Origin of the sequence: Psychrobacter sp. T6-5 (assembly GCF_052258485.2) — a bacterium.
Classification (GTDB): domain Bacteria; phylum Pseudomonadota; class Gammaproteobacteria; order Pseudomonadales; family Moraxellaceae; genus Psychrobacter.
Genome location: NZ_JBQQEY020000001.1, coordinates 2,511,944 through 2,524,599, shown reverse-complemented (window position 1 = coordinate 2,524,599; position 12,656 = coordinate 2,511,944). Strand labels below are relative to the sequence as shown.

12 protein-coding genes are annotated in these 12,656 nt (G+C 41.7%); 4 read left to right on the top strand and 8 right to left on the bottom strand.

Annotated features, from left to right (window positions below):
• Positions 1 to 96: 96 nt before the first annotated feature.
• On the top strand, positions 97 to 528 hold the full coding sequence (locus ACTXGK_RS25380) for an HIT domain-containing protein (protein ID WP_057759208.1): 432 nt from the start codon (positions 97 to 99) through the stop codon (positions 526 to 528).
• A 335-nt stretch (positions 529 to 863) separates the two neighbouring features.
• A complete protein-coding gene (locus tag ACTXGK_RS25375) occupies positions 864 to 2,288 on the top strand; it encodes an adenylate/guanylate cyclase domain-containing protein (RefSeq protein ID WP_443514964.1) in 1,425 nt (474 codons plus the stop codon).
• Positions 2,289 to 2,390: 102 nt separating this feature from the next.
• Here ACTXGK_RS25375 and fdx read toward each other — a convergent pair whose 3' ends face one another.
• From fdx to ACTXGK_RS25335, 8 genes are all read right to left on the bottom strand, one after another.
• Positions 2,391 to 2,729: an ISC system 2Fe-2S type ferredoxin gene (fdx, locus tag ACTXGK_RS25370; RefSeq protein ID WP_058024187.1), complete on the bottom strand. Its 339-nt coding sequence runs from the start codon at positions 2,727 to 2,729 to the stop codon at positions 2,391 to 2,393.
• An 86-nt stretch (positions 2,730 to 2,815) separates the two neighbouring features.
• On the bottom strand, positions 2,816 to 4,696 hold the full coding sequence (hscA, locus tag ACTXGK_RS25365) for a Fe-S protein assembly chaperone HscA (RefSeq protein ID WP_443514966.1): 1,881 nt from the start codon (positions 4,694 to 4,696) through the stop codon (positions 2,816 to 2,818).
• A gap of 210 nt (positions 4,697 to 4,906) precedes the next feature.
• Positions 4,907 to 5,488: a Fe-S protein assembly co-chaperone HscB gene (gene hscB, locus ACTXGK_RS25360; RefSeq protein WP_443514968.1), complete on the bottom strand. Its 582-nt coding sequence runs from the start codon at positions 5,486 to 5,488 to the stop codon at positions 4,907 to 4,909.
• Positions 5,489 to 5,624: 136 nt separating this feature from the next.
• A complete protein-coding gene (gene iscA, locus ACTXGK_RS25355) occupies positions 5,625 to 5,945 on the bottom strand; it encodes an iron-sulfur cluster assembly protein IscA (protein ID WP_058024184.1) in 321 nt (106 codons plus the stop codon).
• A 223-nt stretch (positions 5,946 to 6,168) separates the two neighbouring features.
• Positions 6,169 to 6,579 carry a Fe-S cluster assembly scaffold IscU gene (iscU, locus tag ACTXGK_RS25350; protein WP_058024183.1) on the bottom strand — a complete coding sequence of 137 codons (411 nt, stop codon included), beginning with the start codon at positions 6,577 to 6,579 and terminating at the stop codon, positions 6,169 to 6,171.
• A gap of 168 nt (positions 6,580 to 6,747) precedes the next feature.
• Entirely contained in the window at positions 6,748 to 7,974 is a 1,227-nt protein-coding gene (locus ACTXGK_RS25345; RefSeq protein WP_443514971.1) for an IscS subfamily cysteine desulfurase, read from the bottom strand.
• Positions 7,971 to 8,480 carry an Rrf2 family transcriptional regulator gene (locus tag ACTXGK_RS25340; protein WP_238037312.1) on the bottom strand — a complete coding sequence of 170 codons (510 nt, stop codon included), beginning with the start codon at positions 8,478 to 8,480 and terminating at the stop codon, positions 7,971 to 7,973. Before ACTXGK_RS25340 ends, ACTXGK_RS25345 begins: the two co-directional genes overlap by 4 nt.
• A gap of 484 nt (positions 8,481 to 8,964) precedes the next feature.
• Positions 8,965 to 9,609 (bottom strand): hypothetical protein, encoded by a 645-nt coding sequence (locus ACTXGK_RS25335; RefSeq protein WP_238037313.1) that lies wholly within the window; start codon positions 9,607 to 9,609, stop codon positions 8,965 to 8,967.
• 457 nt (positions 9,610 to 10,066) lie between these two features.
• On the opposite strand from ACTXGK_RS25335, the gene ACTXGK_RS25330 reads away from it, so the two are divergent.
• Both ACTXGK_RS25330 and ACTXGK_RS25325 read left to right on the top strand, forming a co-directional pair.
• Entirely contained in the window at positions 10,067 to 10,387 is a 321-nt protein-coding gene (locus ACTXGK_RS25330) for an HU family DNA-binding protein (RefSeq protein ID WP_161808411.1), read from the top strand.
• 337 nt (positions 10,388 to 10,724) lie between these two features.
• Entirely contained in the window at positions 10,725 to 12,599 is a 1,875-nt protein-coding gene (locus ACTXGK_RS25325; RefSeq protein WP_443514973.1) for a SurA N-terminal domain-containing protein, read from the top strand.
• The last annotated feature ends 57 nt before the right edge of the window (positions 12,600 to 12,656 follow it).

Below are 12,656 nucleotides of genomic sequence, written 5' to 3'. Positions count from 1 at the left end.
TTATCGCAGGGATAACTGATAAAATAACCGGATTGCTTTTTCTTCGATATTTTTCACGTACTTTTATTTGCATTAAACAACAAGAGAACCGTCATTATGTTCCAACTTCATCATAAACTTGCTGCTGATAGTTTCTTAGTGGGTGATTTTCCATTATCTACTTGTCGTTTGATCAATGACTGCCAGTTTCCATGGTTGATATTAGTGCCGCGCGTATCGGGTATCAAAGAGCTGTACGAGTTGTCTGAAGCGGACCAAACGCAGTTCTTGCGTGAGTCGAGCTGGTTATCAAGTCAACTCGCCAAAACTTTTCAAGCAGATAAAATGAACGTAGCCGCGCTTGGCAATCAAGTCCCGCAGCTTCATTTTCATCATATTGTTCGTTATCAAAACGATATGCAATGGCCAAATCCAGTATGGGGAGTTCCTGCAGTGCCTTATACCAAAGAAGTCTTGGCACAAATGCAGCAGACGTTAATGATGGCGCTACGTGGTCATCATCAAATGCCTTTTGATTGGCAGATGTAATACGTTTTTAACTTTGAATTGTTCTACCTCATCTATAAAGCATTATTTATGAAGCATCTCTCATAAACTATTGCGACACTAAAAAAGCCAGATACTCGTCATATCTGGCTTTTTCCTGTAATAATCAAACATTGTCAGTTATTTATCCAGAAAATTTGTTATCTAGATAAATGATAGATGGTGTTTTTTTAGCTACCACTGACCTAGGTTTCACCTAATTTAAAAAGTATAATATATTTTTGTAATAACTTATCATTCAGATAAATGATGTATGTATGATATTCTTATATATCTTTATCTCTCTGATAGCCTATCTTACTTAAGTGAAACCCAATATGCCTTTTACAGAGACATTAAAGCCAAAACTGTCGTCAAAAGGTAGTGGAATATGTCAATTCGACTATCCAGAAGTCTTTGTTTTAATACTCACTGTCATATTACTCGCCCTGCATTACAATTTTCGTCCTACTTCAATGGCATTATTGGTTGTCATTACCCTACCCAGTTTGATGATTCTGATTTATAACTACCGACGCGAAACCAGTCTTTGGACGTCTAATATAGTCGTTATTTTATTTGCGGTCGTCATTGGGTCAATACAGTTTTGTACGGTGATATCGCTCAGTCTGGTAGCCTTAATCGGCGTACGTATGATTGTCAGTGGGGTTGATAACGCTCTAAGATTATTTACTGTGGCATTGGTGACCTCTATTGTCTTTTATTATGTCAGTACAATACTAGACAACGAAGGGTTGAATTGTGATGAAGGCTGGGTACCGCCCACCGTATTGTTAGCAAGCATAATAGTTATTTTGTATCAGTTTCGCAGTACGTATCAAAAGTATATCGGTTATAAAGAAAGTGCCTCTAAAGCAGGAGGACGTTTGAGTACGATGGTGTCAATCATCAATAAGTTGACTCGCTTTGTACCACCGCAAATTTGGGAACCAGTTGTTAGATCTAATAGCCCTGTTAGTGTGTCGAATAAACGTGCCAAGCTAACCATTATGTTTTCAGATATTGTGGGCTTTACCGATCTGTCTGATAGCCTGAGCGCTGACAACTTGGCTGATATTTTGAACACTTATATGCATTGCATGACGTTAATTGCTGACAGACATGGTGCTGTACTTGATAAATTTATTGGTGATGGCATGGTGTGCTTTTTTGGTGAGCCCGCCAGTAATGGCCCACGTCAAGATGCTCTTGACTGTGTGGCAATGGCGATAGATATGCGCCGAGAGATGCGTACATTACGTCAAAAATGGCGACTGATGGGATTTGAGGGGTTGTATATACGTATTGGTATCACAACTGGTTATTGCCACGTGGGTAATTTTGGTAGCAACAATCGTCTTAGTTATACACTGATTGGTAAAGAGGCTAATCTGGCCTCAAGACTCGAATCGAATGCTGGCAAAGATGAGATATTGGTCAGTGAAAGCACATATGATTATGTTTGCCATAACTATGAGTGCCAACATGTTGGAGCGCTTCAGCTAAAAGGCTTTGATGACAAGGTAAATGCATGGCAAGTACTTGACCCTGACGCTAATAAAGGTCATTTGTCTAAATGGGTAGATCACACCTTGCCAGGGTTTAACTTGCATCTAAATTTTAAAGATATGAAAGACAATGACTATCAAGATATTAGGAGTCGGTTAAACTTTGCGCTTGAGCGTATCGAACAAGAAGAAGAAAAGTTGGCACAGAGCATCGCTGAAGAAAGCAAACGTCACAGTGCTAACAAAAAGTCATGATTTGGGAAGTCATATCGTGAAATATTGAGTATAAAAAAAGCCAGCTATTATATTTTAATAGCTGGCTTTTTTGTAACTTATAAGTAGTTTGTACTAATCATATTAATGATTTTCTTTTGCATGATTCAATGTGTATTTTGGAACTTCGATGGTTAGATCTTCATCATCGAGCATGACCTGACAAGACAGACGTGAGTCAGGCTCTAAACCCCAAGCACGATCAAGTAGATCGGCTTCTACATCATCCATCTCATCTAAACTATTGAACCCTTTGCGTACGACAACGTGACAAGTAGTACAAGCTTTTGACATCTCACAGGCATGCTCAATTTTGATGCCTTTTTCTAATAATGCTTTGCACAAATTCTGACCAGCTTGTAACTCAACTTCTGCGCCCTCTGGGCAGATTTCGTGATGGGGTAGTACGGTAACTTTTGGCATAAATTATTTGTCCAATGCTAATCAATCTAAAAAATAAGAGAAAGTAGCTTAGTATCATAACTAAGCTATCATTTTGAGTATGGATTTTACCAATCTTGTGCGCTGGTACCTGCCATGCTGGTTTTAACGCTTTGATTCATAATGCGAGCAGCAAAGGCATCACTATGCGGCTTAAGCTGTGCTTGCTGTGCTTCGATAAGTGCCAAGTCATTAGTGCTAAGAGCAGAACGCAGGGCTTGTATGTGCTCCGCTAAAGTGTGCTGCTCATCAGAAGAAAGCAGTGCTGCAAACTCATTGAGTGCAGATTCTAGAGCCAATACTTCACGCTCGGCTTCTACTTTTGTCTCGATTAAAGAGCGCGCGTTTTTATCTTCCTCTGCATGTTTAAATCCGGCAACAAGCAACTGCTCTTTTTGCTCATCAGATAAACCATAAGAAGGCACGATTTCAATTTTACTTTCTGTTTTGGTCGTGGTCTCTTGCGCACTGACAGTCAGCTGACCATTGGCATCAATGCTAAAGGTAACTTCGATACGAGCAAATCCAGCTTTCATGGGCGGAATACCGTACAGCTCAAAGCGGCCAAGCGAGCGACAGTTTTCTACTGTTTCGCGCTCACCTTGTACCACATGAATCACCATGCCTGTTTGACCATCTTGATAAGTGGTAAATACTTGGCGTTTTTTGACAGGGATAGGCGTATTGCGTGGAATCAGCACTTCGACCAAACCGCCCATGGTCTCAAGACCTAAAGATAATGGTGTCACGTCCAATAACAACAAATTGTTGTCACTATCACCATTCACCAGTTGGTGAGCAGTTTGAGCAGCGCCTAAGGCAACAACCTCATCTGGATTCAGACGGCAAAGTGGCTGCTTAGCAAAAAATTCAGTCACGACTTGTTGTATGGCAGGCATACGCGTTGAGCCGCCTACTAATATAACTTCGTCTAAATCTGTGGCAGTTAGCTTTGCATCGCGCAGTACTTGTTCACATACACTTAACGTGCGACGACTGACAGGCTCTACGATAGCGAGTATGTCTTCACGGCTTAACACGCCTTGGTATGACTGACCATTGATATTAACACTGATATCCACTTGCTCAGCATCAGTCAACGCTTGCTTGTAAGCTTTAGCTTCTTGTGCGAGTACTGATTTGTCATGCAGGCTTACGTCTTTTGGATCGATATTTAACTGTTTAATGATCCAGTTGGTAATCAGACGATCAATATCATCGCCGCCCAGTGCGCTATTACCGCCAGTTGCCAATACTTCAAAGACACCATCATTCAACTTTAAAATAGATACATCAAAAGTACCGCCACCCAAATCATAAATAAGATAGTAGCTTTCTTTATTGTTGTCTTCTGATGATTGGTCAAGACCGTATGCGACCGCAGCCGCGGTAGGCTCATTTAACAGACGTAGCACATTGATACCAGCCGCTTGCGCAGCATCTTTAGTGGCTTGGCGCTGTGCTTCATCAAAATAAGCTGGCACGGTAATCACGGCGCCCTCGATGCTGTCTGCAGGCAGTGCACTCGCTGCACGTTGCTCAAGCGCGGCTAATATACGCGCTGATACTTCGACAGGTGACACTTCACCTTGAGCCGTGACAAATGCTGGCATATCATCTGTACTACCAGACAGCTCATAAGGATGCGAGAATTTGATATCCGCTTGACTGCGACCCATAAAACGCTTAGCCGAGACGATCGTATTTTTTGGATCATCCGCTAAATGCGCTAAGGCGTCATAGCCGACCGATGGATTACCTGTCGCTGGATAATAAACCACAGAAGGCAACAATGTATCTGACGCTGCGCCTGCTTCTAAGACTTGCGCCTTGCCTGAACGTACTACAGCGACCAGTGAGCGTGTCGTACCAAGGTCAATACCTAGGCCAAAACGATGTTGATGAGGTTGAGCGCTTTGATTGGGTTCGGCAATTTGCATTAAAGACATAAGAATAACTCAGAGATAAAATGAATAAGTGTAATGAGGCAAATATGGCATGTTCAGTATGACTGCTTAACCGCTATCCCTTTATTCTAAACATAGAGGAATTTGGCAGTTAAGCATGCTCAAAGTCAGAGATTATACGGTATAGTTGATACTAATTTAACCAAATATTTAGAATATAGCTTTCAAATAAGATACATCATGCACAGCTCTCTAGACGTATAGGTCATCGTCATCTGAATGTGCAGCAGTGGCGACTTCATCAAGCCCCGTTGTAACATCAGCATTCAATTTGACCAAAAACTTCAATTTCTGTGTCGCATCAATCGCCGTTGCCCAATCTTGCTCTTGGTAAGCGGTTTCAAAGCGCTGAGACTGGTTTGCCAAGCGCTCTGTAATCTGAGGATGTAGCTGCTGCAAAGCTGAAAGGTCTTTGCCTGCAATAGCGTCATCTAAATCCATACGCATTTCCATCGCATCTTCTAAAAAATCCAAGTCTGCGATGGAGTGCTCTAGATTTTGTGCTTGATCGGCCATACCTAGTAGGTAACCAGCACGGCTATCAGGTGCACTCAATGTTTGGTAGGCTTGATTGATGATGGCAGAATACTGCTCTGATTGCTGCTTTGCTTGCTTGGTATCTGCTAAATTCTTTGCAACATTATCAGGATGATAGCGTTTTTGTAGCAGACGTAGATGATGATCGAGACTGTCTTGATTGACTTCAAATTGTACAGGTTGCTCAAATAGGGCAAAGAAGTTATCAAACTGTGCTTCTGGAATCGTATCTGTCATATCTTACGCCTTGCTTTTTTATTTGTTTTTAAAGTCTTAATCGGGTGCTTCCACTAAAGATATTAGTGCATTTATATCTTTTGTATTGATTCATCACAACGGGTGCATCAACCTAAAAAATCAGTTGATTGAACCATTAAACAGTAAAAGACTCACCGCAGCCACATTCACCTTTTTGGTTAGGGTTAGTAAACTTGAAGCCTTCGTTTAGACCTTCTTTTTCATAATCCATCAACAGGCCATCTAAATAGACCAAGCTTTTAGGGTCGATAAAAATGCTAACGCCGCGGCTTTCATAGCGCGTGTCATTTTCATCAGGTATATCTACAAACTCTAAAACATAAGCAAGGCCCGAGCAACCCGCTGTACGGATACCAACTCGAATACCTTCACCTTTGCCGCGATTGTCCAAAAAGTCTCGAACATGCTGAGCGGCGCGTTCTGTCATTTCAATCATGCCAACTCCCATTGACTATTAATCGTAAATATCAATAAATAAACTATGTAAACTGGCAAGCGAAATTACGAGTTTGCCAAGATAATATGCTAATAGTTTTCAGAAAATAAAAGGTGACAATTACATAAGTGTCATTGTCACCTTTTTAGCGTTAGTAGCCATTTGATGTATTACTACTTTAGCATTGCTAACAAAACACAGCGCAGACGCTAGTAGGTTTGGCTTAGATAGTGGCTTCTTCTGCCGCTGCTGCTACGCCATGCTTACCTTTATAGTCGCTAATAGCGGCTTTAATAGCATCTTCTGCAAGTACAGAGCAATGCACTTTTACTGGTGGTAACGCTAGTTCTTTAGCGATATCGTTGTTTTTGATTTCGCCAGCTTGATCCAAGCTTTTGCCTTTTAGCCACTCAGTAACGAGCGAGCTTGAAGCAATTGCTGAACCGCAGCCATAAGTTTTAAAGCGTGCATCTTCGATAATACCGTTATCATCGACTTGGATTTGTAGACGCATTACATCGCCACAGGCTGGGGCACCGACCATACCAGTACCAACGTTCTTGGCGTTTTTGTCAAGATTACCAACGTTGCGTGGGTTTTCGTAATGATCAATAACTTGGTCACTATAGGCCATGGGGTTTTCTCCTAGTTAGATGATGAGTAGTCGCGTATTAACTTTAAATATCTAACTACTCATCGATAATTGGGGTCAAACATTTAGTTAATAAAAACTGGATTTATAATTGTCTGATCAATCGTTTAATAAATATATTTGAAGCTGTATTACTGTCTGTGCTTGATTTTAGTGCTCAGCCCATTCGACTGAATTCAAATCAACACCTTCTTGGTACATATCCCAAAGTGGCGATAGGGCGCGTAGTTTATCAACAGCTTCATGCATTTGCTTGATAACAGTGTCGATGTCTTCTTCAGTTGTATAACGACCAAAGCTGAAGCGGATTGAGCTATGCGCTAATTCGTCTGGGCGACCGATAGCACGTAGTACATATGATGGCTCAAGCGTTGCTGATGTACAGGCAGAACCTGATGATACTGCTAAGTCTTTAAGTGACATCATCAATGACTCGCCTTCAACAAAGTTAAAGCTGATGTTTACAATGTTTGGTACGCTGTTCTCAAGATCGCCGTTTAGGTAGATCTCTTCGATATCTTGTAGACCATCCCACAATTTTTGACGCAGTTTTGCTGCATGTGCGTGATCTGCTTCAAAGCTTTCATTGGCTAAAGCAAACGCTGCACCAAGACCAACGATCTGATGCGTTGGCAATGTACCTGAACGCATACCGCGCTCATGACCACCGCCATGTTGCTCAGCTTTTAGACGAATACGTGGCTTGCGACGTACAAACAATGCGCCGATACCTTTAGGGCCGTATGCTTTATGACCTGAGAAGCTCATCAAATCGATCTTCATTTCTTCAAGATTGATTTTTACTTTACCAACAGACTGTGCGCCATCGACGTGGAATATGACACCAGCTTCACGAGTGATTTCACCAATCGCTGTAACATCAGTAATCGTACCAAGCTCATTGTTTACCATCATGAGAGATACCAAAATCGTATCATCACGTAGAGCTGCTTTTACTTGCTCTGGCAAGATAAGACCTGTGCTTGGTTGCGGCTCAAGATACGTAATCTCAAAACCTTCTTGCTCAAGTTCACGGCACGTATCTAGCACGGCTTTGTGTTCAATCTTACTAGTGATGATGTGCTTACCACGAGACTGATAAAAGTGAGCCGCACCTTTAATGGCTAAGTTATCAGATTCAGTTGCACCAGAAGTAAAGACGATTTCGCGTGGATCAGCGTTGATGACTTCAGCAACTTGTCCGCGAGCAGTTTCTACTGCTTCTTCTGCTTGCCAGCCGTAGCCGTGCGAGCGCGAGGCTGGGTTACCAAAGATGCCATCTACTGTCAGATATTCGCTCATCTTAGCAGCTACTGATTTGGCAACTGGTGTGGTGGCGGCATAATCTAAGTATATAAGGTTGTTATGTTGGCTCATGCTGGGTTTGCCTCGCTGTTCGATAGAGTAATGGTATTGATGTCTTTTATGGAAATATCTTTTGTAGAGTTGTGCTGACGTTCTGATACTGACTGCACGTTTTCCATATCTAATAATTGCGCTAATGTTATATTTTTCAAGTACTGCTCAATATGATTTGATAGTGCACACCATAGGTCATGGGTTAGGCACATTGTACCACCTTGGCAATCACCGCGTCCTTCACACTGCATCGCATTAACGGATTCATCGACAGCAGATATGATGCTCATCACATCTATCTCGTTCAATGGTTTGGCTAGGTGATAACCACCAGCTGCACCGCGAATACTGGTCACAAGGCCACGTTTGCGTAGCTTGGAGAATAACTGTTCGAGGTAGGAAATAGAAATTGACTGCCGTTTAGCGATATCAGATAGAGATACTGCGCTCTCTTGTTGACTGGTCTGTAATGCCAAGTCTAGTAAAGCGGTAACGGCATATCTGCCTCGAGTAGTTAAACGCATGTGTTATCTCCAAACTTTTATGTCATTTTTATTTAACAACGATCTTGGAAAGGGATAGGTACAGGCAATTATAGATCAATATAAAAACCGTCAATCATATCCGTTCAAGTTGTGTCTTATCGTTATTAAACAACAGATGGTTAACCCGATGTGTGCAACGATTAGGTTAATTATACTTAATCCTGAGTAATTTAGTCAAGATTAAAGTGTGGTTAAATGGTTAATCGAGCTTATCGCTATGATTGATAAAAACAATGGTGTTCGGGATGTATGTATGAGCGGGGAGAGAGATCTTATTTTTAACACTTCGATATTGGCTAATTTATGATTTGAATGTAAGTTGTAGTAATATCGAACAAGCCGGAATGGAACAATCTAGGGAAAAAATGAGGGTCCATTACCTGCAATAGGCACTAGACGCTCATTTATATCTGAAATTGTAGTTTGGTAAAAATCAATTAACAAAAACTAAGTTCAACTAACATCAGCTCATCAATAGTGCGATGACTGAGCCAATCATAACAACCAGCGCCACCACTGTGACAATCATAAAGGTCTTTTGCTTACTCTGTAGTTCTTTGACTGTGGTTTCAAGCTCGCGGTTCTTGATGGTTAATGTATTGATTTGGGTCTGTTGTTCTTTGATACGCTCTTTATAATGGTCTTTCTTTTCCGCCATTTCAGCATCGGTCGGTTTGGTTTTAGCTTTGCCACCTTTTATCTTTCTGATTAGACCTTGGATTAGGCTGCCGAGACCGAGCTGCATAATGAATTGTTTGACCAGCTGCACTTGAACGGATTCACCGCGCATCTGTAATTTTTCGGTCGTCTCTCTATCGTGAGTGGTGATGGCATTAATCACTTGAATGCTATAAGCATTGATAACGACATCAGGTTCGCTACGACCAACAGGCAACTGGGCATCCAAGAGTACGCCTTTGGTACTAAAGGTGGCAAAAACCTCAACATGAGGCAAATATAAGCGCAATGCTACGACCGTACCTTGTTTGGCAAGTGGATAAGCGGCTTTACGTAGTTCAGGATCCAAACGTAACAATAGTGTCAGCGCCGACTCGATGAACACCAGAATAATATTAAGAAGAGAGTGAGACAACGTAGAACGCTTCATGTAAATAATCCATTTTTTTTATTTAGCAAATCAAAGTTATTTAATAAACTTAAGTTTATTTTTACCTAAAACTTGCAGTGATATTTTGCTTATAGTAACGCCTTTATAATAAAAAGTAACGCTAGTTTCTGTCAGTGGTAAAATTATTACAGTACAATCTAGCAGTTGATAAAGACACCAAAATTTATGACTGGTAATGCACAGACACCAACTGACAACTGTTTTAAAGAATAAACAAATAAGTTGATTCATTGTTTGAATGAGGACAGTTTGCCTGTATAGAGGTTGCAGATGTTTTGCGTAACATTGGGTGTCAAATACGTAGTTGATGGCACAAAAAGATGTAAAATCGCTTGCACTCCTTATGCTGCCTTGATATAAAGACGATAACAAAGCGAAACCTGTTAATACGCCAGTCAGGTAGTTTTTATTGCGTAAGTACCACGAGAGCGTTACAATGCTTGGCGTGAGCGTTTATTACCCCCTTAAACTTGAAGGAAATTTTATGAATAAGTCAGAATTAATTGATAGCATCGCAGACAAAAGTGGTCTAAATAAGACTCAAGCTGGTGATGCCTTGAATGCTGTTATGGAAAGTGTTGGCGAAGCTTTAGAAGCTGGCGATAGCATCTCTCTAGTTGGTTTCGGTACTTTTAGCGTAAAAGACCGCAAAGCACGTACCGGCCGTAACCCTAAAACTGGTGAAGAGCTAAGTATTCCTGCAAGCAAAGTACCAAGCTTCAAAGCTGGTAAAAACCTAAAAGAGCGTTTGAACTAAGCCTCTCCATGGTAGATGGTCGCTTTGGCTGATGTCATAAGCTAAGCACCGAAAAAGCACCTAAATATTAGGTGCTTTTTTTGTCGCTATAGTTTATCTCATACAACGTGAATATTTTGAGTATATACGAAAAATCACGTATCATAGGGCGCGCGATAGATGCGTTGTTTAAATAAGGTATTGTCACTGAACCTTGTTTCCCCTAATAAAATGTACACGTTCTTCCTCTTACCATTGCCGGCTTAAATAGCATTGATATTAGCAGGTCGCACTTAACAGCTCCTAACAGTATTACAATGGTTTTTCATCAATATAGGTTAATAAAGCAGAGATAACTATGGATAAATTGCGCGATTTCTTAAAAAGCTGGCCAGGTCGCATTTTATTGATTTTATGCCTATCGCCACTGGCTCTATTGGGTGTCGAAAGCTATTTTGGCGGTGGGGTTGATCCCAACCAAATCGCTCAGGTGGGTGAGGCAAGCGTAGGGTTGTCCGAGTATCAGACTGCCGTCAATAACCGTCGCAGCGAAATACTAGAGCAAGTTGATGATGCCAGTTTATTGAATGAAGACGTACTGCACGAGCAGGTACTAAAAGGTCTGATTGATCGCACATTACTAGAGCAGCAAGCAGGTAAGCTTGGCATGACAGTCTCTGATGACACGATCAATCGTTTGCTGCGTGAAGAAGAAATATTCAAAGATGCTGATGGAAACTTTTCTAACGATCAGTTTGCAAACTTTTTGCGTCAGCGTGGCATGACTAAAAACCAGCTGTTTGCAGAGTTTCGTAATCAGTTAAGCTTGGATCAGTTGAATGCTAGTATCGTTGGTACAGCCGTCTATCCAATGCAGGCAGTTAGCCAATTGATCGACTTGCAACTGGAATCACGCAACGTCTGGGTACATCGTTTTGATTGGCAGGACTATGCTGATCAGGTCAAACTGAGCAAAAATGACATTCAAGCATATTATGATGCCAATAAAGACACCTTAAAAAGCGCGGCAATGGTTAACTTGGCTTATCTTCAGCTTAGCCCGCAGACCATCAAAGTCGATGATGTGACAACAGAAGAGTTGCAGCAGCAGTACGAAGCGTATAAGCAAGGTCTGGCTGCTGATGATGAGCGCAGAGTGAGTCAAATTCTGTTAACAGGTGATGATGCTAAGGTAAGAGCAGATAAAGTTAAAGCTCGCTTGGCTAAAGGCGAGTCTTTTGCTGCTGTGGCCAAAGCAGAATCGGATGATCCTTCAGGAGAAACAGGCGGTGACATTGGTCGCTTTAATCCGTCAGTATTTGGTGGTGACGCCGATGCTGTTGAAAAAGCACTAGAAGGCTTGAGCGTTGGAGATGTGACAGCCCCTATCAAGACCAGCTTTGGCTATCAGATATTCACAGTCACCGAAGATAATGGCAAAAAGATTCCAAGTCTCGATAGTATGCGTGCTGAGTTGACTGCTAAGGCAAAAGAGTACAAGCGTCAAGAAATCTACGCGGATAAAGTAACATCGATTAATGATTTGGCAGCAGATGGCTTTAGTATCGAAGATATTGCGCAGCAAGAGAATGTCACGCTAAAACGTATCAAAGATTATCGTAAAGAAAACAACAAATCAGTATTATCGCAACCAGCAGTGATCAAACAGGCCTTTGACGAATTTACGATTCAAGATCAGGCCGTGACGGCAGGTATAGAAGTTGGTAACGGTACGGTATGGGTACAACCAAGCAACTATCGCCCTACGACCACACTGAGCTTATCTAGTGCAACGCCAAGAATCACTCAGATATTGCGTCAGCAAAAAGCCACAGCCTTGGCGCTAAAAGAAGCGAAAGCTGTCGCTGCTGGTATCAAAACGCCAGCTGATATTGCTAAGCAATCGGTAAGCTTGCAATCTTTGGGTGAGATCAATCGTCAAACAACGTTGCTGACTGATAAAGAGCGTGGATTGGCCTTTAGCAAGCAAGCTGCCAATGATGGCGTAGTCGCGCTCGCTAGTGAAACTGAGGCAGGTGCAACGCTATTGGTTGGTGATCGCATCAAGACTGAGCAGCAGTCACCACTATCTGATATACAAAGAGCACAAACGGCCAGCATCATTCGTGACAATTTAGGTCAAGACCAGCTACAAGACTACTTAGATTATCTACGTATGGTCTATCAAGTTGAGATTAACGAAGCCAATATGGCAAATGCACAAGGGCGCTAAGCGTTTGCTGTGATAGTTACTCTTAATTGTTAAACGCAAAAAAGCCACTGTAGTGAT

Bases quoted from the DNA above. Each gene is read 5' to 3' on its own strand.
- fdx (WP_058024187.1), bottom strand. From the start codon at position 2,729: ATGCCAAAAGTTACCGTACTACCCCATCACGAAATCTGCCCAGAGGGC.
- iscU (WP_058024183.1), bottom strand. From the start codon at position 6,579: ATGGCCTATAGTGACCAAGTTATTGATCATTACGAAAACCCACGCAAC.
- hscB (WP_443514968.1), bottom strand. From the start codon at position 5,488: ATGACAGATACGATTCCAGAAGCACAGTTTGATAACTTCTTTGCCCTA.
- ACTXGK_RS25330 (WP_161808411.1), top strand. From the start codon at position 10,067: ATGCTTGGCGTGAGCGTTTATTACCCCCTTAAACTTGAAGGAAATTTT.
- ACTXGK_RS25325 (WP_443514973.1), top strand. From the start codon at position 10,725: ATGGATAAATTGCGCGATTTCTTAAAAAGCTGGCCAGGTCGCATTTTA.
- ACTXGK_RS25380 (WP_057759208.1), top strand. From the start codon at position 97: ATGTTCCAACTTCATCATAAACTTGCTGCTGATAGTTTCTTAGTGGGT.
- ACTXGK_RS25340 (WP_238037312.1), bottom strand. From the start codon at position 8,480: ATGCGTTTAACTACTCGAGGCAGATATGCCGTTACCGCTTTACTAGAC.
- ACTXGK_RS25345 (WP_443514971.1), bottom strand. From the start codon at position 7,974: ATGAGCCAACATAACAACCTTATATACTTAGATTATGCCGCCACCACA.
- hscA (WP_443514966.1), bottom strand. From the start codon at position 4,696: ATGTCTTTAATGCAAATTGCCGAACCCAATCAAAGCGCTCAACCTCAT.
- iscA (WP_058024184.1), bottom strand. From the start codon at position 5,945: ATGATTGAAATGACAGAACGCGCCGCTCAGCATGTTCGAGACTTTTTG.
- ACTXGK_RS25335 (WP_238037313.1), bottom strand. From the start codon at position 9,609: ATGAAGCGTTCTACGTTGTCTCACTCTCTTCTTAATATTATTCTGGTG.
- ACTXGK_RS25375 (WP_443514964.1), top strand. From the start codon at position 864: ATGCCTTTTACAGAGACATTAAAGCCAAAACTGTCGTCAAAAGGTAGT.